At 57.3% G+C, this 22,288-nt stretch carries 21 protein-coding genes and 2 pseudogenes; 9 read left to right on the top strand and 14 right to left on the bottom strand.

Features of this window, described 5'->3' with window-relative positions; genetic code table 11:
- Positions 1–36: 36 nt before the first annotated feature.
- From ACQY4M_RS10515 to mazG, 4 genes are all read right to left on the bottom strand, one after another.
- On the bottom strand, positions 37–465 hold the full coding sequence (locus ACQY4M_RS10515; RefSeq protein WP_428543746.1) for a hypothetical protein: 429 nt from the start codon (positions 463–465) through the stop codon (positions 37–39).
- 367 nt (positions 466–832) lie between these two features.
- Positions 833–1,777 (bottom strand): nucleoside hydrolase, encoded by a 945-nt coding sequence (locus ACQY4M_RS10510; RefSeq protein ID WP_428543744.1) that lies wholly within the window; start codon positions 1,775–1,777, stop codon positions 833–835.
- Between the two features lie 167 nt (positions 1,778–1,944).
- On the bottom strand, positions 1,945–2,946 hold the full coding sequence (locus ACQY4M_RS10505; RefSeq protein ID WP_428543742.1) for a Fe(3+) ABC transporter substrate-binding protein: 1,002 nt from the start codon (positions 2,944–2,946) through the stop codon (positions 1,945–1,947).
- A 126-nt stretch (positions 2,947–3,072) separates the two neighbouring features.
- Positions 3,073–3,882, bottom strand: coding sequence for a nucleoside triphosphate pyrophosphohydrolase (mazG, locus tag ACQY4M_RS10500; protein WP_428543740.1), 810 nt, complete (start codon positions 3,880–3,882; stop codon positions 3,073–3,075).
- A gap of 67 nt (positions 3,883–3,949) precedes the next feature.
- Between mazG and ACQY4M_RS10495 the strand changes: the two genes are divergently transcribed.
- From ACQY4M_RS10495 to ACQY4M_RS10485, 3 genes and pseudogenes are all read left to right on the top strand, one after another.
- Positions 3,950–5,119 (top strand): M20 aminoacylase family protein, encoded by a 1,170-nt coding sequence (locus ACQY4M_RS10495; RefSeq protein ID WP_428543738.1) that lies wholly within the window; start codon positions 3,950–3,952, stop codon positions 5,117–5,119.
- A 1-nt stretch (position 5,120) separates the two neighbouring features.
- Positions 5,121–6,088, top strand: a pseudogene (gene speB, locus ACQY4M_RS10490) (agmatinase).
- Entirely contained in the window at positions 6,052–6,552 is a 501-nt protein-coding gene (locus tag ACQY4M_RS10485; protein WP_428543736.1) for a DUF1499 domain-containing protein, read from the top strand. Before speB ends, ACQY4M_RS10485 begins: the two are co-directional and overlap by 37 nt.
- Here the strand turns inward: ACQY4M_RS10485 and ACQY4M_RS10480 are convergent.
- Positions 6,478–6,777 carry a hypothetical protein gene (locus ACQY4M_RS10480; protein ID WP_428543734.1) on the bottom strand — a complete coding sequence of 100 codons (300 nt, stop codon included), beginning with the start codon at positions 6,775–6,777 and terminating at the stop codon, positions 6,478–6,480. The genes ACQY4M_RS10485 and ACQY4M_RS10480 overlap by 75 nt on opposite strands.
- A gap of 62 nt (positions 6,778–6,839) precedes the next feature.
- Between ACQY4M_RS10480 and prfA the strand changes: the two genes are divergently transcribed.
- The 3 genes from prfA (at position 6,840) to ACQY4M_RS10465 (ending at position 9,522) form a co-directional block, all read left to right on the top strand.
- Positions 6,840–7,895 carry a peptide chain release factor 1 gene (gene prfA / locus ACQY4M_RS10475; protein ID WP_428543732.1) on the top strand — a complete coding sequence of 352 codons (1,056 nt, stop codon included), beginning with the start codon at positions 6,840–6,842 and terminating at the stop codon, positions 7,893–7,895.
- The gene (gene prmC / locus ACQY4M_RS10470; protein WP_428543730.1) at positions 7,892–8,722 is read left to right on the top strand and encodes a peptide chain release factor N(5)-glutamine methyltransferase; all 831 of its coding nucleotides are present in this window, start codon (positions 7,892–7,894) and stop codon (positions 8,720–8,722) included. Before prfA ends, prmC begins: the two co-directional genes overlap by 4 nt.
- Positions 8,723–8,967: 245 nt before the next feature.
- Positions 8,968–9,522 (top strand): DUF4167 domain-containing protein, encoded by a 555-nt coding sequence (locus tag ACQY4M_RS10465; protein WP_428543728.1) that lies wholly within the window; start codon positions 8,968–8,970, stop codon positions 9,520–9,522.
- 30 nt (positions 9,523–9,552) lie between these two features.
- Here the strand turns inward: ACQY4M_RS10465 and rsmA are convergent.
- The 6 genes and pseudogenes from rsmA to lptF all read right to left on the bottom strand — a co-directional run bounded on the left by rsmA (position 9,553) and on the right by lptF (position 17,027).
- Positions 9,553–10,384 (bottom strand): annotated as a pseudogene (rsmA, locus tag ACQY4M_RS10460) (16S rRNA (adenine(1518)-N(6)/adenine(1519)-N(6))-dimethyltransferase RsmA).
- Between the two features lie 56 nt (positions 10,385–10,440).
- Complete coding sequence (gene pdxA / locus ACQY4M_RS10455) at positions 10,441–11,421, bottom strand: 4-hydroxythreonine-4-phosphate dehydrogenase PdxA (RefSeq protein WP_428543726.1); 981 nt, start codon at positions 11,419–11,421, stop codon at positions 10,441–10,443.
- Positions 11,418–12,638: a peptidylprolyl isomerase gene (locus ACQY4M_RS10450; protein ID WP_428543724.1), complete on the bottom strand. Its 1,221-nt coding sequence runs from the start codon at positions 12,636–12,638 to the stop codon at positions 11,418–11,420. Before ACQY4M_RS10450 ends, pdxA begins: the two co-directional genes overlap by 4 nt.
- A 23-nt stretch (positions 12,639–12,661) precedes the next feature.
- The gene (locus ACQY4M_RS10445; RefSeq protein ID WP_428543722.1) at positions 12,662–14,803 is read right to left on the bottom strand and encodes an LPS-assembly protein LptD; all 2,142 of its coding nucleotides are present in this window, start codon (positions 14,801–14,803) and stop codon (positions 12,662–12,664) included.
- Complete coding sequence (gene lptG / locus ACQY4M_RS10440; RefSeq protein WP_428543720.1) at positions 14,800–15,897, bottom strand: LPS export ABC transporter permease LptG; 1,098 nt, start codon at positions 15,895–15,897, stop codon at positions 14,800–14,802. Before lptG ends, ACQY4M_RS10445 begins: the two co-directional genes overlap by 4 nt.
- The gene (gene lptF, locus ACQY4M_RS10435; protein ID WP_428543718.1) at positions 15,894–17,027 is read right to left on the bottom strand and encodes an LPS export ABC transporter permease LptF; all 1,134 of its coding nucleotides are present in this window, start codon (positions 17,025–17,027) and stop codon (positions 15,894–15,896) included. Before lptF ends, lptG begins: the two co-directional genes overlap by 4 nt.
- Positions 17,028–17,172: 145 nt before the next feature.
- Between lptF and ACQY4M_RS10430 the strand changes: the two genes are divergently transcribed.
- The 3 genes from ACQY4M_RS10430 to ACQY4M_RS10420 all read left to right on the top strand — a co-directional run bounded on the left by ACQY4M_RS10430 (position 17,173) and on the right by ACQY4M_RS10420 (position 19,601).
- Complete coding sequence (locus ACQY4M_RS10430) at positions 17,173–18,642, top strand: leucyl aminopeptidase (protein WP_428543716.1); 1,470 nt, start codon at positions 17,173–17,175, stop codon at positions 18,640–18,642.
- Positions 18,642–19,100 carry a DNA polymerase III subunit chi gene (locus ACQY4M_RS10425; protein WP_428543714.1) on the top strand — a complete coding sequence of 153 codons (459 nt, stop codon included), beginning with the start codon at positions 18,642–18,644 and terminating at the stop codon, positions 19,098–19,100. The genes ACQY4M_RS10430 and ACQY4M_RS10425 overlap by 1 nt, the downstream gene beginning before the upstream one ends.
- A gap of 168 nt (positions 19,101–19,268) precedes the next feature.
- The gene (locus ACQY4M_RS10420) at positions 19,269–19,601 is read left to right on the top strand and encodes a c-type cytochrome (protein ID WP_428543712.1); all 333 of its coding nucleotides are present in this window, start codon (positions 19,269–19,271) and stop codon (positions 19,599–19,601) included.
- A gap of 137 nt (positions 19,602–19,738) precedes the next feature.
- On the opposite strand, the gene ACQY4M_RS10415 is transcribed toward ACQY4M_RS10420, so the two are convergent.
- The 3 genes from ACQY4M_RS10415 to ACQY4M_RS10405 all read right to left on the bottom strand — a co-directional run bounded on the left by ACQY4M_RS10415 (position 19,739) and on the right by ACQY4M_RS10405 (position 22,282).
- Positions 19,739–20,782 (bottom strand): IS5 family transposase, encoded by a 1,044-nt coding sequence (locus ACQY4M_RS10415; RefSeq protein ID WP_428539227.1) that lies wholly within the window; start codon positions 20,780–20,782, stop codon positions 19,739–19,741.
- A 239-nt stretch (positions 20,783–21,021) separates the two neighbouring features.
- Positions 21,022–21,603, bottom strand: coding sequence for a retropepsin-like aspartic protease family protein (locus ACQY4M_RS10410; RefSeq protein ID WP_428543710.1), 582 nt, complete (start codon positions 21,601–21,603; stop codon positions 21,022–21,024).
- A gap of 61 nt (positions 21,604–21,664) precedes the next feature.
- Complete coding sequence (locus ACQY4M_RS10405) at positions 21,665–22,282, bottom strand: MarC family protein (RefSeq protein WP_428543708.1); 618 nt, start codon at positions 22,280–22,282, stop codon at positions 21,665–21,667.
- Positions 22,283–22,288 lie beyond the last annotated feature (6 nt).

Below are 22,288 nucleotides of genomic sequence, written 5' to 3'. Positions count from 1 at the left end.
GACAGTTTGGTTACTAAGTTAATCTTGCGCGTCCAACTACTTACTATTTTTGCCTGTCGGGATTTGTTTGGCGATAAAGCGTGTTAGCGCATCATCAGCCATAAACAAGGCCCCGAAGCGTTCAAAGGACGTTCCATTCGCCAGTTTGTCAATACGCAATTGATATGTCGTTGGGCCAAGAAAAGAAAGCATGGCACCTTTGAAGATCCAGAATGCAATGATTGCCAAAAGCAGAATTCGAAAGGGAAAACGCGCGCTGCGGCGTTTGTATTTCACTTTTGCAATGATCAGGCCGTCGTGAAGTGGTGAGGTGATGCGTTTTCGCTGAATGACAAATTTATGCCTGTTGCCGGTTCTCTTAAGGATAAGCAGCAGAAAGGCCAGGATCAAAACGGCCAGCAGGAAATATGAAAGCGCATCGGGTAATTGCGAGAAAACCTGTTGTAGGGATGCTTGTGAAAACATTGGCTTTACCCTTGTTTACGCAATTAATACGGCACGGGAAAGGGGAGGGGCGGTGGCGGTGGAACATTTGGATTTGCTTAATGTGGATAGAAAGCAGGCCCGTAGCGGGAAGTCGGTGTCACTGCACAAACCACACTGGCAGCTCTCTTTAAGCATACTACGTCACAACACCTATTTGATAACCCAAAACCCGTTTTCCGAACCACACGTCGGAAGGTGCAAAAAAGGCTCCACCGCACACCTGTTTTCACTATTAGGTATGCGGTGTTGGCTTGTAAATTTTCATTAATCGGAAGCAGTTTCCGGAAAACTATTGGAATGCAATTTGACAGCTACTAACAGTGCGCAGCGCCGGATACAGCCTTGGTTAGAGTCGCGCCAACCTTTCGGTCAGCAGGGTAAAGAAACCGTCGGCATCCACATCGCCAATGAATAATGCGTTTGCAGGGCGATCGGTGACGTCCCACCAGTCGGCCACGGTCATGCCGCGGGTCAGGGTCGAGGTGGTTTCGATTTCCACGTTCACATGGCGGCCTTTGAACAGCTCGGGTTTGATCAGATAGGCAGTGACGCAGGGGTCATGCAGCGGGGCCCCTTCCGAGCCGTATTTTTCCTTGTCGAACCGCTCGAAGAATTCGGTCATTTTGGCCACGGCAATGCCGACGGGGGTGCCGATGTCGCGAAAGGCGTCGTTGCGTTCCTTTGTGACTAGCGCCTTGTGGGTGACGTCCAGCGGCATCACGACGATGGGGGCGCCTGACTTGAATACAATGTCGGCGGCCTCGGGATCGACATAGATGTTGAATTCGGCGGCCGGGGTGACGTTGCCCACTTCGAAATAAGCGCCGCCCATCAGGATGATTTCCTGCACCTTTTCAACGATGTCGGGGGACTTTTGAAAGGCCGTGGCGATGTTGGTCAGCGGGCCGATCGGGCAGAGGGTGATGGTGCCGGCGGGTTCACGGCGCAGGGTGTCTATGATGTAGTCCACTGCGTGGCCATCGGTGAGCGGCATTTGCGGGTCGGGCAGGTTTGGACCGTCAAGGCCGGTTTTGCCGTGCACGTGTTCAGCGGTGACCAGAGTGTGCGCCAGCGGGCGGTCGCATCCGGCATAGACGGGGATATCGGTTTTGCCCGCCAGTTCGCAGATGATACGGGCGTTTTTGTGGGTCAGAGGCAGGGGCACATTGCCGGCAACGGCGGTGATGCCGATCACCTCGATGTCCCCGGGGCTGGCAAGGGCTAACAGGATGGCGACGGCGTCGTCCTGTCCGGGGTCGGTGTCGATGATGATTTTGCGCGGGGTGGTCATGGTGAAGGCTCCTGTCGTTCAGGGGCACAATGCTGGGGGATTGACGGCTTGTCCAGCCCTGCAATGCGGTTGTGCCGCGCCTTTGGTGCGTCACCCAAAGTGCCGCCCCCTGACGGGGACGGCGTGGGCCTGCGGCGCAGGTATTTTAGAAAAGAAGAAGGGGGAAATTAGCCGTCGAAATCGACTTCTTGGATGATCCGCAGAGCTGCGGGGCGCAGTTTGGCGATTTCCATAAGGTTGACGGGATCGGGGGTGAAGGTGCCCCAGCTGGCAACCAGTTCGCTGGGCTTGGTGCCGGGTGCTACGGGGTATTCGAAGTTCTGTTCGGCATAGATTTCCTGCGCTTCGGGGCTGGCAAGGAATTCCATCAACCTGATCGCGTCGTCCCTGTGTGGGGCGAATTTGGCCAGTGCCATGCCCGAGACATTCACATGGGTGCCGCCATTCTTGAACACCGGAAAGACTACATTGACGCTTTCGGCCCACGGTACCTGTTCGGGATTGTTCAGCATTTTGCCCATGTAATAGGTGTTGCCAAGGGCGATGTCGCATTCACCGGCCCAGACCGCCTTGACCTGTGCGCGGTCGTTACCCTGGGGTTTGCGGGCCAGGTTGGCCTTGACCCCTTGCAGCCAGGTTTTCGCACCCTCTTCGCCCATGTGATAGATCGCGGCCGAGACCAGCGCTACGGTATAGGCGTGGGTGCCCGAACGGGTGCAGATGCGGCCATTCCATTTGGGATCGGCCAGTTCGTCATAGGTGGCAACCCCTTCTGGTGCGCGGTCTTTCGAGGCGAACACCACGCGGGCGCGGGTGGTCAGGCCGAACCACTGGTTATCTGGGTCGCGCAGGTCGGCAGGGATGTTGGCGGTCAGGGTGTCGGAGGTTACCGGCTGGGTCAGGTCGGCATTTACCACAGCCGAGAGGCGGGCGATATCGACGGTAAAGATCAGATCGGCGGGCGAGCGTTTGCCCTCTGCCCGCAGTTTTTCGATCATGCCCTTTTTCAGAAAGGCGATGTTGACGGGGATGCCGGTTTCTTGGGTGAACCTGTCCATCAGCGGCTGGATCAGTTCTGGCTGGCGGTAGGAATAGATGTTGACCTCGGCCAGGGCGGGCGTTGTCAGAGCAAGGGAGGCCAGCAGGGCGGTGCGCAGGGTTTTGAACATGGGAATCTCCGTTGGTTGATGGTGTCTATAAACCCGAGTAAAACCGTCAGGTCAATACCTGATTAAAAAAGTAAGATAACTTTCATGCGCTGCCGCGCGGGGGATATTTAAAGAACGATAATGAGGTTATTCTTCGGTTTTGACCTGATCCCACAGCGCGTCCATTTCGGCCAGATCGGATTGGGACAGGGTTTTGCCGCGTTCGGCCAGTTTAGATTCGACCGCCTCGAATCGGCGGGTGAATTTGGCATTGGCGGCGCGCAAGGCGGCTTCGGGGTCAAGGCCCAAATGGCGGCCAAGGTTGGCCATCACGAACAACAGATCGCCGTATTCTTCCTCGATCTTGTCCTGGGGCAGAGTTTCCTTGGCTTCGACCAATTCACGGGATTCTTCAACGATTTTGTCCAGCACTTCGGTGGTGCTGGGCCAGTCGAACCCGACACGGGCGGCGCGTTTTTGCAGTTTCAGCGCACGCAACAGGGCGGGCAGGCCGATGGCAACACCGTCCAGCGTGCCACCTTCGGCCTTTCCGGCGCGCTCTTTGGCTTTGATTGCCTCCCAGTCAGCGGTTTGCTGTTCGGCGGATTTATCGCGGCTTTCATCGCCAAACACATGCGGATGGCGGGCGACCATTTTGTCGGCAATGGCGCGGGTGACAGTTTCAAAGGTGAAATGCCCCGCTTCTTCGCCCATCGCTGTGTGATAGACCGTTTGCAGCAGCAGATCGCCCAACTCGCCCTCAAGATCGGCCATGTCGCCGCGTTCGATTGCATCGGCGACCTCATAGGCTTCTTCAATCGTATAGGGGGCGATAGAGGCGAAATCCTGTTCAATATCCCACGGGCAGCCGGTTTTCGGATCACGCAACCGGCGCATGATTTCCAGCAGGCGGGGCAGGCCGCCATCGGGGTTATGGATCAGGTCATCGTTTTTCATTGCGCTGTCGCCAAATCTGGGGAAACTGTGCGTCAGTTACACACCAGGAATGGCAAGGAGTCCAGCAATGCCCATCGTCAACCGGATCGCGGAATTTACCAAGGACATGCAAGGCTGGCGGCGGCATCTGCATGAAAACCCCGAACTGGGGTTTGAATGCCATGAAACGGCGCGCTTTGTGGTCGAGCGGCTGCGCGAATTCGGGGTGGACGAGGTTCACGAGGGGATCGCGACCACGGGTCTTGTGGCGATCATCAACGGGCAGGGAGAGGGGCCGACGATTGGTCTGCGGGCCGATATGGATGCGCTGCCGATGCCCGAGGAAACGGGGCTGGACTATGCCTCGAAGGTCGATGGCCGGATGCACGCCTGTGGCCATGACGGGCACACCACGATGTTGCTGGGCGCGGCGCGCTATCTGGCCGAGACACGCAATTTTTCTGGTCGCGTGGCACTGATTTTCCAGCCTGCCGAAGAGGGCGGCGGCGGCGGCGAGGTGATGTGTGACGAAGGCATCATGGAGAAATTCGAGATTGGCGAGGTTTACGCCCTGCACAATATCCCCGAACTGCCGCTGGGACAGTTTTCCACCACGCCCGGTCCGATCATGGCGGCGGTGGATGATTTCGAGATTAATATCAAGGGATTGGGCGGGCATGGTGCCTATCCGCAGGACACGCGCGATCCGGTGGTGGCGGCTGTGGCGGTGGCGAATGCGATCCAGACCATCGTCAGCCGCAATCTGGATACCCGCAAGGAACTGGTGGTGTCGGTGACGCAAATTCACACCGGCAGTGCGGATAATATCATCCACGAGGTGGCCTTTGTCGGCGGCACGGTACGCACTTTTGAAAAGGATGTGCAGGCGATGGTGCAAAAGCGCCTGAAGGCGATTTGCGCAGGCGTGGCGGCGGCTTATGATGTCGAGGTTTCGCTGACCTATAACATCGGCTATCCCGCCACGGTGAATGATGCCGAAAAGGTGGCTGTGGCGGCAAAGGTGGCGACGGAAATATCGGGTGTCGACAATGTGGTGGCCGACCAGCAGCCTGAAATGGGGGCCGAGGATTTTTCCTATATGCTGGAACGTCGTCCCGGGGCCTATCTGTTTTTAGGGCAGGGCGAGGGGCCGGGGGTGCATAACACCGGTTATAATTTCAACGACGAGATTTCCCCGATTGGTGCGTCATTCTTTGCCCGCATGGTGGAGACACGCCAGCCGGTAAAGGGGGCGTAACATGGCATTGGAAGACGCGAAACATCAGGTGGATACGGCGATTGCGCCGGGGCGGCACAAGGGGCCGTCGTTTGAAAACACCTTTGGCGGGGTCACATCGTTTCTGCGCCGCAGCTATACCAAGGATCTGACGGGGGTTGATCTGGCCGTCACCGGTGTGCCGTTTGATCAGGCCGTCACCAACCGGCCCGGCACACGGCTGGGGCCACGGGCGATCCGCGAGGCCAGCGCCTTGCAGGCCCCCGATTCGCCCTATGGCTGGGATATTGATCCGGTCAGCGAATACAATGTGGTCGATTGCGGCGATCTGGCGTTTGACTATGCCAATATTCCGGCGTTTCCGGCGGCCCTGACCGCGCATGTCACGGGATACTCGAGGCTGGCGCCGCGTCGCTCTGTCTGGGCGGGGATCACTATATTTCCTTCCCGATATTAAGGGCTTATGCGGCGAAGTTCGGGCCGCTTTCGTTGCTGCAATTCGATGCCCATACCGACACATGGAAAGATGACGACATGTCCCGTGTCGATCATGGCACGATGTTCTACAAGACGGTGAAAGAAGGGCTGGTGGACCCCAAGCGGTCGGTTCAGGTGGGCATCCGCACCACCAACGAGGATACCTTGGGCGTGAACATCATAGATGCGCGCGAGGTGCATAGCATTGGACCACAAGCCGCAGCGCAGAAAATCAGAACAATATTAGGGGATTACCAGACATACCTTACCTTTGATATCGACTGTCTGGACCCTGCCTTTGCGCCGGGAACAGGCACGCCCGTCTGGGGTGGTCTGAGCAGTGCGCAGGCATCTATCATCCTGCGCGATCTGGCGGGGATCAACATGGTGGGCGGTGATGTGGTCGAAGTATCGCCGCCCTATGACACCACAGGGGCGACCGCGATTGCGGGGGCGCATGTGGCCACGGAACTGATGTGCCTGTGGGCCTGGAACAAGAGGGCAAGGGGATGATCCGCAAGGCCGTTGTGAATACTGCTTGGTTGTTGTTGTTGATTGCCGTTTCGGGGCTGGTTTATATCCGGCTGGCCCCTGATGATGTGGCACAGGTGCATGTGACCCCGCCAACAGGGGCCACACCGGATGCGCCGGTGATCGGTACAGGGGCTGCGCTGTTTGTGGCCGATTTTAACATGCGGCCGCCGCAGATGTGGCAAATGGTACAACAGGTTATCTTGTCAACTCCGCGCACCAAATATCTGGCGGGCAGTGCCGAGGAAGGGATGATTACTTATGTGACCCGCTCATTGGTATTCGGCTTTCCCGATTATACCACGGTGACAGTGACGCAGAACGAACAGGGCAGCCGCGTTACCCTGTTTGGCCGCCTGCGCTATGGCCGGTCAGATTTTGGGGTTAACGCCAAGCGGCTGCGCAGTTGGGTCAAGGCGCTGAAAACGCTCGATCAGGCTGGATGAGTCACAGCCCTCTTGCTGTTCGCGCCACATCGGGTTGTTCAGGGACATTTCGCAACGGGCGGTAAACCGGCGGCCACCGACGTCAAGGCATATGGTCTGACCCAGTTCAACCCGTTCGCCCTTTTGATCCGTGCAGTAACAATCGATCACCTTGCCTCCGGGACCAACCACGTCGGCAAAGGTGGGGGCGGCTAAAACCGCCATAATAAAGGCAATTTTTTTCATAACACCATTATATCACAAAACCGCCTCTTGACCAAATCACATCCGGCAGGCAAGACAGCCGCATGGTTCCTTTAGACAAACTAATGCAAATCACCCAGCGGTTCGAATTTCTGGAAGCGCAGATGGCCCAAGGCGATGCGGGGGCTGATATTGCCACGCTGGCGCGTGAATATTCCGACCTGAAGCCGGTGGTCGAACAGGTTGTGGAGTATCGCCAGCTTTTGTCCGATCTGGAAGAGGCCGAAGCGATGCTGGCCGACCCCGAAATGAAAGAGCTGGCCGAGGAAGAACTGCCCGCCCTGCGCGAACGCCTGCCGGTGGTCGAACAGGCGTTGCAACTGTCCCTACTGCCCAAAGACGCCGCCGACGCCCGACCCGCGATGATCGAAATCCGCCCCGGCACCGGTGGGGACGAAGCCGCATTGTTTGCCGGTGATTTGCTGCGGATGTATCAGAATTACGCTACCAATAAGGGCTGGAAGTTCGAGATCATTGAGCAGAACATCACCGAACTGGGCGGCATCAAGGAGGTGATCGCCCATGTGCAGGGCGACGGCGTGTTCGCCCGCCTGAAATACGAATCCGGCGTGCACCGCGTGCAGCGTGTGCCGACCACGGAAAGCGGCGGACGGGTGCATACCTCGGCCGCCACCGTGGCTGTGCTGCCCGAGGCCGAGGATGTGGATATCCAGATCGATCCTAATGATCTGCGGATCGACACCATGCGGGCCTCTGGCGCCGGTGGCCAGCACGTCAACACCACGGATTCCGCCGTGCGTATCTTGCATATCCCGACTGGAATGATCGTGGTCAGTTCCGAAAAATCCCAGCACCGCAACCGCGAAATCGCCATGCAGGTGATGAAAACACGGCTCTATGATCTGGAACGCCAGCGGGTCGATGATGAACGCTCGGCCGACCGCAAAAGCCAGGTGGGATCGGGCGATCGCTCGGAACGGATCCGCACCTATAATTTCCCGCAAGGGCGCGTGTCGGACCACCGCATCAACCTGACGCTTTACAAGCTGGATCAGGTGATGCAGGGCGATCTGGACGAAATCATCGACGCGCTTCAGGCCGACGCGCAGGCCACCCTATTGGCCGAGATGGAGCAATGACGGTTAACGAGGCCCTAGCCGCCGCCATTCAGGCCCTGCGCGCTGCCGAGGTGCCCGATGCCGCCAATGATGCCCGTATCCTGATGGCGCATATCTTGGGTATTGAACGCGGGCGACTGGCACTGCTTTTACCCGACGAAGTTTCAAACGACGCAATGATCCGGTTTTCAATGGCAATCGATGAACGTTGTGCCCGCAAACCTGTTTCACACATCATTGGCACCCGTGAATTTTACGGCCGCGACTTTATCGTCACCCCCGACGTTCTGGACCCGCGCCCCGATACAGAATTGCTGGTGGAAACCGCGCTAACCACTCCCTTTGAAACGGTGCTGGATATGGGGACCGGCTCGGGCTGTATTCTGCTATCGCTATTGGCCGAAAATAGATCAGCCACAGGGCAGGGCAGTGATACCAGCCCCGCCGCCCTGAACATCGCCGAACAGAATGCCGCACGGTTGGGGTTGGAAAAACGCAGTCAGTATATACGCTCCGACTGGTTCGATAATATTGAAGGGCGTTTTGACCTTATTGTCTCGAATCCGCCCTATATTGCAGCGGATGAAATGGCTGCTTTGTCCCCCGAGGTCCGCAACTGGGAACCGCTGATCGCGCTGACCCCGGGCGGGGACGGGCTGGACGCTTACCGCGAGATCACAGCGGGCGCTGCACAGCATCTGAACCCGCAAGGACGCCTGCTGGTCGAGATCGGCCCGACACAGGCCAGTGCCGTTTCCGATCTGTTATTAGCGGGCGGTTTTGATGGAATCACCACCCTGCAAGACATTGACGGGCGCGACCGTGTGGTCATTGGTGTTTTAACGTAACATTTCGCCAAGATTCGCCTGTTATAAGGCGAAAACACACCGATTAATGCAGAGTTTCGCAATTTTCACTTGTCATCGGGCGTTGGCATGTTTAGTCAATAAATTGCAAAGTGGCGGATATACATCGGCTTCCCCCTTTGCAAGTAACCATAAATCGTCAAGGGTCCGGTTTGAATAACCCCACGCAAGAGGCGCGGCAGAGACCTTAACGAAATAGCCCAAATTAGGCTGGATACAATTTAACCATGAGATCATCCAAATCACGTTCGCGGGGCAACAAAAACCGCAACCGCCAGAATAACGGCAACAACCAGAACCGCGTCTTTGACAGTTCCGGTCCCGAAGGCAAAGTGCGCGGCACCCCGCAGCAGATTATCGATAAATATAATCAGCTGGCCCGCGATGCCACCTTGTCCAATGACCGTGTGGCGGCTGAAAATTTCCAGCAACATGCCGAACATTACACCCGTCTGCTGACCGAAGCGATGCGCGAAGCCGAAGCGCGCCGTGAAGCGCATGAGGCCCAGCAACGCGAACGGCAAGCCCAACGCGACGCCGAGCGCGCCGAGCGTGAAGCAAACCGTGCCGAGCGCGAGGTAAACCCGCCCCGTCGTGATCAGGAAATCGGGCAGCCTAATGATCCGGCCTCGGCCCCGCAGCCCGATATGGCCGCGATCGAGCAACCGGACAGCGGTCTGGTGGAAACGCCGGAAAGCAAGCCAAAGCCGCGCAAACGCACCCGCAAGCCAAAGGTCAATCCGCTGGACAACCCGCCGGAATCGCCTGAAGCTGCTGAATGAATTCAAAAGCCCCGCTCAAATGAGCGGGGTTTATTTTGCCACTTCGCGGGCCAGGGCACAGAACCCTTCGATTGACACCTGTTCGGCCCGTTCGGTCGGCTTGATTCCTGCCGCTACCAGATGCACCTCGATGTCCGGCGATATGCCTTTCAACGAAGATCGCAACATCTTGCGCCGCTGGTTGAACGCTGCCGCCACCACCCGTGACAACACCGCTGCATCCGCCTCATACCGTGGTTGCTCCAGCCGTTGCATATGCACCACCGCCGAATGGACCTTGGGCGGCGGGGTAAAGGCCTCGGGCGGCAGGTGCATCACAATCCGCGCATCACAGCGCCATTGCGACAGGATCGCCAACCGCCCATAGGCCTTGCCGCCCGGCTGTGCCACAATCCGCTGCGCCACTTCTTTTTGGAACATCAATGTCAGGCTGTCCCAATAGGGTGGCCATTCTTTCGGCGTCAGCCAGCGTACCAGCAATTCCGTGCCAACATTATAAGGCAGGTTCGCCACCACCCGCACCGGTGGTGTCAAATGCGCCAGCACGTCCAGTTCCAGCGCATCCGCATTGATCACCTGTAACCGGTCAGGATAGGCCGCAGCGACCTCCTCAAGCGCCGGCAAACAGCGGGCATCCTTTTCCACTGCCAACACGCCGCGCCCCTTCGGCCAGCAAGCCGCGGGTCAACCCGCCAGGGCCGGGCCCGATCTCCAGCACATCACAGCCCGACAGATCCCCCGCTTGGCGGGCAATCTTGGCGGTCAGGTTCAGATCCAGCAGAAAATTCTGCCCCAGCGCCTTTTTCGGTTGCAGATCATGGGTGGCAATGATGTCACGCAGGGGCGGCAGGCTATCAATCATCGCGTGGTTTCCCCATTATCGTTCCATAAATATCCCCCGCGCGGAGCGCATGGAATCTATTGTCCATCGGCCCGTATCCGCGCCATCCGGTCCGCCATCTTCAGCGCTTCAATCACACTGTCGGGCTTGGCAATCCCTTGGCCTGCAATATCAAATGCCGTGCCATGATCAGGCGAGGTGCGGATAAACGGCAGGCCCAGCGTCACATTCACCCCGCGGTCAAAATCCAGCGTCTTGATCGGGATCAGCGCCTGATCGTGATACATGCATATCGCCACGTCATAGCTTTTGCGCGCGCGCGCATGGAACATGGTATCGGCGGGCAGGGGGCCGGCTATTTTCAGCCCCTCATCGCGCAACTTTTCCAGCAAAGGCGAGATCATCTCGATCTCTTCCATCCCCATTGCCCCGCCTTCACCGGCATGCGGGTTAAGGCCAGCCACAGCGATGCGCGGTGCCTTTAGCCCGAAATCCCGCCGCAGTGCAGCATCGGTGATGCGGAGATTTTCAGCCAGCAATTCGGGCGTCAGCGCCGCTGGTACATCTTTGATCGCGATATGGATCGTTACCGGCACCACGCGCAACTGATCACAGGCCAGCATCATCACCACGCGTTTCACCCCTGCCAGATGGGCCTGGAATTCGGTGTGCCCCGGAAAGGCAAATCCGGCCCCGTCCTTTAGCGCTTTTTTGTGGATCGGCCCTGTGCACAGCGCCGAAGCCGCTCCCGATTGCACCAGATCCACCCCGCGTGTGATCACGTCGATCACCCCTTGGGCATTTTCCGGTGCAGGTTGGCCCGCAACGGCAGGGGCTGCAAATTCATGCACCAGCAGGGGCAATCCATGCCGAGCCGCGTCAGCGGTCTCGGCCGGGTCGGCAATTTCAATTGCCGAAACTCCATCGGGCAAATGCCGCGGATCACCGATTAGAAAAAATGGTAATTCGGCGCCCAACCGCTGCCATGCGGCCACGGCCAGTTCCGGTCCGACCCCTGCAGGTTCGCCACAGGTCAGCGCAATCGGGGTGCGGCTCATGGGTAAACGATGGTTGCGTCGGCTTTCAACTCGGACAAGTATCCGTCCGCATAGGATTGCAGCCGCTGGTTCACAAGTTGCGCGCGGATCGTATCACGTGACACGTCTTCGCCCAGTTCAGGCGTGCGCCCGCACATCATCAGGAACACCAGCGTCTGGCCGTTGTTGCGGGTCAGACGGGTTGAAACCTCGCCCGGGTCCAGCTTGGCCAGTTCCAGCGCGATGTCCTGTGGTACTTGTGAAACGGGTTGGGTATCGATCTGCAACAACTCTTCCGGCTTGCCCTTGTTGATGCCGTATAGATCATCACATGTATCAACCTTGGCTTTGATCCGCGCGGCCTCTTTCACGGCAGCGTCCGAGTGGCCACCGGCGATGAAATACTGGGCATATTCCAGAGACAAATCCTTGGGCTCTGCCACATCCGTTTCCTCGATCGCGCGCAACTGGAACAATACAATCACGTTGGTGATCGAAATCGGCGCGGTCACCTGACCGGGGGACAAGGCAAGGATCTGGCCGCGAATAGCCGCAGGCAGGTTGGACAGGGGCATCCACTGCAAACGCCCCCCTTGCCGTGCCGAGGGCGAGGCCGAATAGCGCCGCGCATTGGCTGAAAACACCGAAAGCGATGTGGTTTGCGCAATCTTTTCCGCCCGTTTCTGGCTGGCGGCCGTGGCCTGCGGGGTGTTGGCCGGCAGGATAATTTCGCTTAGCAAAACCCGCAGCCCGCCTTTACCCGAGGTCTGGGCGATGGCGCGATCAATTTCGTCTTCACTAACCTGAACACGAGGGCCGAATTTGGCCCGCACAAGGCTGCGCCAAGCCAGACCGGATTTGACAAAATCACGGAATGTTTCAGCGGCAACTCCGCCACTGGCCAGCGCTTTGACAAACTGCTCGGCCGTCAGATTGGCGCGCGCAGCGAATTCTTCCATTCCGCCCTGCACTTCTTCTTCCGTCGGTGTGATACCGGCAGCGGCGGCAGCGGCGGATTGCAACCGCTCATCAATCAGCCCTTTCAGGGCCTGCTCTAGTGCATTGCCCGGTGCACGCAACAGGGTCATGAACCGCGCCCGTTGCTGCACCTCGTAATTGGTGACAACCTGATCGTTGACTTTTACAGCCGGTGAAAACAGGTTTTGCGCCGAAACAGGCGCCGCTAATCCGGTCAGGACAAGGCCTGTGAATGTCAGGCAAAGGGTCAATATGCGCATCATCATTATTTCCGTCGTGCTTCCTATTTATACGTCTGGCAACGCCGGGCCGATGTCCGGCCGCTGTTTCCGGAACCAAAACCGGTCAGCGAAACCGTCAACCCGAAGTCGGTTGTCGGGGTTAGACTACCTGATGATGTGAACCGACGCGAGAGAGAAAGATCAATCTTCACACATTCGCTGCGGTATTCCAGACCCACACCGGCATAGGCGGCTTCACCTGCGATGAAATCATAACGCCAATCCATCTTTCCGGTCCAGTTCGGGGCCAGTTTATAAGCCGCATCAAAGGTCCATTCCGAGGTGTCGTTGGGCCGGTCTTCATAGGGTTCGGCTTCCATCCAGATGTAACTGGTGTCCAGCCCCAGTTTTGCGGTCTGCCATGTCAGGCGGGTTTCATTTTTGGCAAAGTTGAATTTGTTGTCGAAAATCGAGCGGTTTGTCAGTGTCAGATTGTTACGCAGTTGTAATTGAACAGCCGCAAGCCAGTCCGAGTTCTGCCCCGACAGACCGGTGCTTGCCTGAAACTGGCCCAGATCCTTTTCCCGAAATATCCGTCCGACCGTCAGGCCCAGTGACCAGCCGGTTGGATCATAACGGGTCCAAGTAACCCCGACATTGGCGCGAAATCCGCGCTCGTAGCGGTCAGCGCCGGGAAAACGGGACAGGGAAAACAGGTTGGCCTGATCAAATTCCACCAGACGGCTGTCTTCGTCCGGAATATTGACGGAGTTGGTGTCGGTCCAGACCAGCTGCACCACCGGCTCGATCACATGGGACGCCCCCAGACGTGTGATTTTGACAAAGGGCCAGCGCAGTTCAACCATTGCGGCGGGGGTGATGTGGGTGCCGTTGAATTCACCGGGCAGCCCTTGTTCGATATTGTAATAATCCGCATTTACCTCGCCCAGAACGCTGGCGACCATGCCGTTGCGCAGGGTCCAGCCCCGTTTCCAGTCCAGCCTGAAACTGGCCCGTGTCAAATCGCGCCCGCTGTCACCGGCAAGCGACGAGGTGCGGTAATGGCTATGGGCATCAAACCGCAGGCCCAGTTCGCCTCCAATGCTGTCCGGATGATACCGGCGGTGATAGACCAGATTGCCAACCACGGTCGGCAAGGTGTCGTTGTTTTCAGTGCCGCGCAGGGAATGATAATGCAGTGCCTCGGCGACAATTAGTTCGTCACGGCGGGCGCGGCTGATTTCAATGCCGCTTTCCAGCCGGTCCTTGTTGGAATAGCCATAGTCCAGCAAGTAATCTCGATCCGAGCTGGTTTCGAGGCTGAATTTCAGCACGAAATCGCGGGGCAGATCGAACCGCCCCTGGCCAAAGAAATACCCGCGGTCCTGGCCGGGGCGGATATCATCATGGGTAAAGGCGCTATAAAAGGAAATGTCCCCGGTGCGAAAGGCGTGTCGGAACCGCAGTTCCATCGTTGTGGTTGCGGCACTCAGGTAAGGGGTCAGGGTGATATCCGCGTGATCCCCAAGTTTGATGAAATAGGGGACTTTGATGCCCCAGCCCAGTTGCGATGTGCTTTTAAAGGTCGGCACCAAGAATCCCGTTGCCCGTTTAAGCGTCGGGTCGGGCAGACGCAGGCGGGGTAGATAGAAAACCGGCACACCGGCGATCTGCAGCACCGCGTCATCGAAATACAGCTGGCGTTCCTGCTGGTCATGGATGATCCGCCGCGCCCTGATCTGCCACAGTGGCACAGGGTTGTTGGCGCAAACCTGACAGCTGGAGGCCACGGTTTTGTAAAGCTGGGTATAGCGCCCGTCGACACGGTTGATTTCAGCGGCTGCCAGTTGCACTTGCTGGTTCAGCACCATTCGCGCGCCGCGCAAAATACCGTTGCGCAGATCACCATCCATCTGGGCGCTATTGGCCAGTATCAGGATATCATCGCCATCAATCAGGGTGATCGGGCCGTCAATTTGCAGGCTGCCGTCCGTGCCGGAATAAATGATGCGGCTGGCTTTGATGCGAGTTACCCCATAGAGGATTTCAACATGCCCTTCGGCGGTCAGCGTGTCTTTGCCATCAACCCAGACCTTGTCTGCCACCAATGTTGCGGCCCCCGAATCCGGAGTTTGTGCACCAGCCGGTGCGGACCCAAAGGTAAGAGCCGCCAGTAGCAAAAGGATAAATGCGCGTAGTGTCATCCATCCTCCATATGCAGGATCAACGCCAAGGCCAATAGGGTTGCCGCAATTGGCGGACTCCAAGCCGCCAAATAGACGGGGAGTTGTCCGTTTTCGCCCAGCACCTGTGCAAAGTTACGGATGAAAAACAGCGAGAACCCCATCAGCAGCGCCCCCAGAACCATCGGGCCGGTGCCGCCGAAACGGGTGTGCCGCATGGTGAAACCGGCGCCCACCAGTACCATCGCAACCAGCAGCAGCGGCAAGGCCAGTTCGCTTTGAAGCCAGACGCGATGTTGACGGGCGGAAAATCCGGCGCGGTCCAACCGGTCAATGAAAGCAGGTAATTCCCAGATCGGAATGGAGCTGGGCGTGCCGAAACTGTCGCGGATTTCTTCGCGGGTCAGATCACTGGGGATTTCCATTTCATCGAACAGCTTGGCGTCGCGTTCGGGGTTGGCGCTGCTTAGAAGCGGCCATTTTTTTGCGTCTTTTAGCACCCAGGCGCCGGGGGTCAGCTCGGCCGAGCCCGCCTCGATTCGTGTCATGGGCGTGCCGTTTGCCGTGAACGTCAGGAAACTGACATCAACCAGTTTGGTACCATCCAGATTGGTCCCGCTTGCGCGGATCACAGTTTGCCCATCGGGGCTGCCCTGGCGCAGCCACAACCCTTCTTGCGAGATCGACAAAACGCTTTCCTTGCCGGTGGCATAGCGGCTGACTGTTGATTCATATTGCTTGGATGTCGCGGCAACAATCGGATTGAATATTGACACCGACAAAATCCCCAACACCAATGCAACCCCGACCGGCGCAACAAGCGCGCGCAATCCAGACCAGCCAGCTGCGCGTGTTACAACCAGTTCCGAACTGCGGGCCAATCCAAGGAACAGAACCAGCGTGGCCAAAATTGTTACCAGCGGCAAGATTGGATACATCAACGAGGGCAGGTGCAGCAGTGACAGTTGTATCACTTCGGGCATCCCCACCTCTTCACTGTCAAAACGGTTGATTTGTTCAACCACGTCGATCATCAGCATAATGCCGCCAAACACACCGAAAACACCGGCAAAGGCTTTCAGGTAGCGAAAAGCGAAATAACGATACAGGATCATGCCGTTACCCCGCTACGGGTGAACATGCGCTTTAACCGCCCGGGTCGTTCCGACAACCACAACAAAAAAGCAGATATTAATAGACCAACCAGAACAGGGACATAGACTAACCCCCACAGTTTATCATCGCGTTGGGCCAGCTGGATCATTGTACTATCGAGTGCTTTGATCAAAACCAGAATGACGATCGCCACCAATATCTGGCGCATAACTCCAAAGCGGCTGTAGTTTCCGACAAGCAATGTCGCAAACCCGATCAAAGCGGTCACAACAGCAAGCAGTGGTTGGGCGAACCTTTCATGGCCGGAGTATAGAAGATACGCGCGGCTTGCTTTGACCTCTTTCGCCAATTCCGGTGTGGGCCAAAGCAGTTCGCGTGTCGATAATTCACCAACGGAACGGCCATCCCGATTGCCAATATTGATCAAGGCGCCGATATCATAGGAAAAATCCGAGAAACGAGTGGTAAACAACCGATTGCCTTTTGTATCAAGAGTTTGCGCCATCCCGTCAAACATCACCAGTTTTGGCCCTGTTTCCTCGCGTACCAAGAAGGCGTTCTTGGCGGTGTATATGACCTGACTATCAGGGTCACGACTGTCGGACATGAACACATCCAGTAATTCACCTTCGGGGCTGATCTCGCGGATATAAAAGGTGATGCCATCGGTCGGATGAAGGAATTCGCCCTCGGTTAGGAACCGCGCAGTGATGTTTTCGCGTATTTCGGCGCTGCGTTCGGCCAGCAAACCGGCAGAAATCGGCACAAGGATATGCGATAGGATGCCCGTTAGTAGTGCCACGATCATCCCGAACACCAGAACAGGCCGTGCCAGACGAAACCCGCTGAACCCCATTGCCTGCACCACCACCAATTCGCTTTCCGAACTAAGGCGGTTGGTGGCATAGACCGATCCGGCAAAGGCGGCGACCGGCAGAACAATGCGGATTACATTTGGCAGGGTCAGGGCGGTGAATTCCAAAAATACCGTTGCCGACTGGCCATCGGCAATCAGTTGGTCAAACAGCAATACCGCCCGGTTGACCCAATAGACCATGACCAGAACAAGGGCGAAAAAGCCGAAATACACCATCAGTTGCGACAGTAAATATCTGTCGAATCTGGCCACGCGTTAAATCCCCCCCGGGAACATTTCAAATCCTGCGCAGATTAGCCGATAAAACCGGCGGGTGAAACTGCTATCTGGCAATATCTGTGCGCAAAGGCTATGTATGGCAAAACCCCGCCATTTGCGCGCAAGCAGGAGAAACAGTATGACCCATCCCCGTCACATAGACTTCAAGGAAATTGATCTGGATAGTATCGGCACCGCTGAGGGCCGCGTGGTGGTGTTTGTCACCCCCGAGGGGCAGCTGGATCAATGTGCCCGCCGTGTGAACCGGCTGTGTAAGGGGGCGTTGAAACGGTTTGTCGAATCGGAAGGGTTTGAAAAACTGAGAACCGCCGAGGCCCGCGATCTGGCCTATCCGGCGGGCATGGCCTGTGATGCGGTGCAGGTGGTGAAACTGAAACGCCGCCCGACGGCAGCGGACGCCCGCAAGGCCGGTGCCGTGATTGCCAAGGCAGCAGGCACATCTACGGTGCTGGTTCTGGCCGGTAATTTGGGGCAGGCGGCCGAGGTTTCACTGGGCCTCGCCCTGCGCGGATATGATTTCAATATCCATAAAAGCAAGGAAAGCGACCCACGCGGCGCGGCCACCTTTATGGTCTCCAAACCTGAAGAAGTGGCCGCCGTGGCCGGGCCGATGGCCGCCGTGGCCGAAGGTGTGTTTTTCACTCGTGATCTGGTGAACGAGCCTGCCAATTTCCTGACCACCGATGATTTCGCCGCGCGTCTAGCGGCGATGCACGAGTTGGGGCTAGAGGTTGAAATCCTTGAAGAAACCGAGCTGGAAAAGCTGGGCATGGGCGCTTTGCTTTCGGTCGGGCAGGGGTCGCGCAGCCCTTCCAAGGTGGTGGTGATGCAATGGAACGGCGGCAAAAAAGGCGATGCCCCGCTTGCGCTGGTCGGCAAGGGCGTGGTGTTTGACACTGGCGGCATTTCCCTGAAACCGGCCGCAGGCATGGAAGATATGACCATGGACATGGGCGGCGCTGGTGTGGTGTCGGGCGTGATGCGCACGTTGGCCATGCGCAAGGCCAAGGCGAATGTTGTCGGTCTGGTCGGGCTGGTTGAAAACATGCCAGATGGCGCGGCCACCCGTCCCGGCGATGTGGTGCGCTCGATGAAGGGTGATACGATCGAGGTGATCAATACAGACGCCGAAGGGCGCTTGGTTCTGTCCGATGTGCTGTGGTACGCGCAAGACCGGTTCAAACCGGCCGGTGTGATCAATCTGGCCACCCTGACCGGCGCGATTATTGTCGGCCTTGGCCATGACAATGCCGGCGTGTTCTCCAACGATGATGCGCTGTGCAACGCCTTTCTGAAGGCCGCCAAAACCGAAGGCGAGGGCGCATGGCGGATGCCGATTGATGACAGCTATGACAAGATGATCGATTCCCGCATTGCCGATATGAAAAACAGCGCGGGGCGTCCTGCGGGGTCGATCACTGCCGCGAAATTCCTGCAACGGTTTGTTCAGGACGACATGCCGTGGATCCATCTGGACATCGCTGGCACTGCTTCCCTGAAAACCGAAAGCACATTTGCCCCCAAGGGTGCAACCGGCTGGGGTGTGATGGCGCTGGACCGGCTGATCCGTGACATGCAGGAGGGCTGATGGGCGCGGTTTACTTCTATCACCTGACCCGCCAGCCACTTGAGGTGGTGCTGCCGATGTTGCTGGAAAAATCGCTGGCTGCCGGTTGGCGCTGTGCGGTGCGGGGGGGGGATTCAAGGCGGATGGAATGGCTTGATGAAAAGCTGTGGCTTGGGCGCGAGGACGGATTTTTGCCGCACGGTTTGACTGGTGGCGAACATGACGCGATGCAGCCGGTTTTGCTGACAACCGATCCGGCGGCAGCCAATAACCCCACGGCGGTTTTGGCGATTGACGGGGTCGAAATTGCCCCCGAAGAAGTGGCCCTGCTGGAAAGGGTCAGTATCCTGTTTGATGGCAATGACGAAGCGGCCCTTGCGCGGGCGCGCGAGCAATGGAAGGCATTAACCGAAGCAGGTTGTTCCGCACAATACTGGTCCCAAGAAAGCGGACATTGGGAAAAGAAGGCTGAGCGGTAGAAAATATTGCCGTTTGTAAATATTATGTAACATATTGTTATTTCAAGATAATATCTTCACAAATAAGTTATCTATCACTCACGGGTTTGTGTATCCATCGCTGTTTACATTCGCCCTTGTGGCGAACAAATAGCCTCTGAGCCCAGCAACAACAGAACCGAGTCTGTTATGAAACCTGTCAACCTACCCACCATGATCGTGATCTTGTCCATTGCCTTTGGTATGCCTGCCCTTGCGGATGGGGACGTTTCTGCGGGTCAAAAAGTGTTTAACAAATGCAAATCCTGTCACAGCATTTCCACCGGGGATGAAGTGATTGTCAAAGGCGGCAAGGTTGGCCCGAACCTCTATGGGGTGGTTGGCCGTCAGGCCGGAACCTATGAGGGGTTTTCCTATTCCGATTCCGTTGTTGCTGCCGGTCAGGCCGGTCTGGTCTGGGATGAAGAAAAGATTGCGCAATGGGTGCAAAACCCCAAAGCCTTTCTAAGGGAACCTCTGTAAATTCCCGTTTTCGCCTTCTTCGCGGCGGGGTGGACGGTTTTTCGCCTGTCCCGCCTGATTGCTTCGGATCATAAACCCATTTTCACCGGTTTCAAGCCGGTTTTGGGTATTTCAGGCACACCTCACCCCATGAACCCTTATCCCGGCGCCGCCAGGCCGCATTCGAACTGGACGAAGCGCTTCATGTTGTAGACCAGGTTCATCATCCCGATGCGAAATCGCGCCCGCTTCAGGCCGATGGAGCGGATCAGCTTGCCGCCCATGGAGCGCTCCTGAAAAGCGAATACATGCTCGACCCGGACCCGCACTTTCGAGCGCCTCCGGTTGGCCTTTTGCTGGCGCTCGCCAAGCGGCTTGCCGCGCCTGCCCTTGTGATGGATATGGCTGTGAAGCCCCCGCTCTTCCAGCTCGCTTTCGATCTTTTGCGAGCGATAGGCGCTGTCGGCCCACAGGTCCGATGAGGTGTTGCTCGCATCAATCAGACCGGCAAGCGCCTGGCTGTCATGCACGGCGGCATCGGTGACATCATAAGCGCGGATGAATTTGTGCCGCCGGTCGACATTGATGTGGTTCTTGTAGCCGTAATAGCTCTTGCCGTGCTTCTTCGTCCAGCGCGCATCCACGTCCTTCTGGCGCTTCTTGTGGGGTTTTTCCTCCCACTCTTCAGGCGTTTCGCCCGCCTTGATTTTCTCGTTCTCGTCCCTTTTGTTGTGCTGGCGCGGCGCCGGAACGATGCTCGCATCAACAATCTGCCCGCCCATCGCCAGATAGCCCTTTTCGCGCAGAAAGGCATCGAACTTGTCAAACAGCTCCTTCATCTTCCCGGCCCCGGCCAGCCTTTCACGGTAGGCCCAGATGGTCTTGGCGTCAGGTACGCTGTCTTCAATGCCAAGGCCGAGAAACCGCATGAACGACAGGCGGTCGCGGATCTGATACTCGATCTGATCGTCAGAGAGGTTGTAGAGCTGCTGCAAAACCATCGTCTTGAATATCAGCACCTCATCCCAAGGCGGGCGGCCAGCGTTGGATTTGCGCTGTTCGGGCGGCGTGCGCCATATGGCCTTCAGCTCGTCCCGGTAATCCTCGAACGGCACCATGTCGTTGAGCAACACCAGCGGATCACCAGATTTGTCCAGTCCCGCGTATCGGCTGGAAAGATCAAAAAATCCCATCTGACCCATGACAAAACCCCGTCGGTCGAATCATTTTCATCCTGATGACGATTCTACCCCGTCAGGCCGGATTTTGGGGGATTTTTAGAGGTTCCCCTAAGGGAATACCTGAATGATCCCAAAGCCCACAGCGCCATGACATTCCGCGAACGCAAGGGCGGGGCGGATGTGGCCGCCTATCTGGCCAGTGTTGGTCCGCAGTCCGAACCGGAACAGTCAGAAAACCCGGTTGAATTGACGAACTGACCCTAACGCCGCAGTATCATCTTGCCGCCACCCAGTTCGATCTTGTTATAGCGTTGCAGATAACTCATCCCCAGAAGTGATGTATCCATTTCTCCCGCATTGACCGAGGCCGAAACAACCAGATCGGTGATTTCTCCTAGCCGGACGTTATGCAGTTTGACCCGCGCGGTGCGCATTTCGCCGTTGGCTGTATTGGCGATCCCGCCAAAAAACAGGTTGTCGACATCAATGCCGATATTGCGGGCGTCATCCTGTGTCAGCACCACGTCGGATGCGCCGGTATCTATGACAAACCGCACAGGTGTGCCATCAATTTCCAGCGTGACGTAATAATGCCCGTCATTTGCGCGGGGCACGATCACCGTTGCTTGCCCGTCGATATAGCTTTGGGTTGGCACAACCGAATTGCGGATGTCGCCCCACAGGCCGATCACGGCCACAGCACCGACAAAAATCAACCCCCAGACGGCGGCCTGTTGGGCGGTTTTCCCCAGATTCTTACGATTTTCCATTAGGAAATACCCGCCAATCACGCTGCCCAGCAGCACGAGGTAGATCAATCGAGCCAGATTATCGCCGTCCATGTGGACACCTTCTAAATGAATACCGTCAAGATATAGGTGTTCTGGCGCGTTTCTAAAAGGGCTAGGTTCCAAGCCAATTCACCGCAGTGATCCCGTCGATCACGAATTGGACCGATAGGGCGGCCAGCAACATGCCCAGCAGGCGGGTGACAACATTGGTGCCGGTATCGCCCAAGGCCCGTTCCAGCAGGGTGGCTGACAGGAAAAACAGAAACACCAGCAGCAACACGGCCAGCAATACGAGCATCACAGCCCCGATGGCGGTCCAGTTTCCTTCAGCCTCGCCGGTCAGCAGGATGATCGTGGCGATCGAACCGGGGCCGGCAATCAGCGGGGTGGCCAGTGGAAACACCGATGGATCATCGGCAGCACTTGCCTGCCCCTTGCGCCGTTTGGTGCGTCGTTCAAACAGCATGTCCAGCGCGGTCAGGAACAACAAAATACCGCCCGCGATGCGAAAGGCGGGCATGGAAATACCGGCAAAGCCCAGAACCGCCTCGCCAAACAGGCCGAACAGCACCAGCAACCCACCCGCGATCAGCGTTGCCCGAATGGCAATGCCACGCCGATGGCTGTGGGTTTCGCCTTTGGTCAGGGCCACAAACAGCGGCGCCAGCCCGATCGGATCAATGATCACGAACAGGGTGATAAAGGCGGTTCTCAGGGCGGCTTGATCCATCAGAGC

The sequence above is a fragment of the Profundibacter sp. genome (assembly GCF_965277155.1).
In the GTDB taxonomy this organism is placed as follows: Bacteria; Pseudomonadota; Alphaproteobacteria; order Rhodobacterales; family Rhodobacteraceae; genus Profundibacter.
This window is presented reverse-complemented; position numbering and strand designations above follow the sequence as displayed.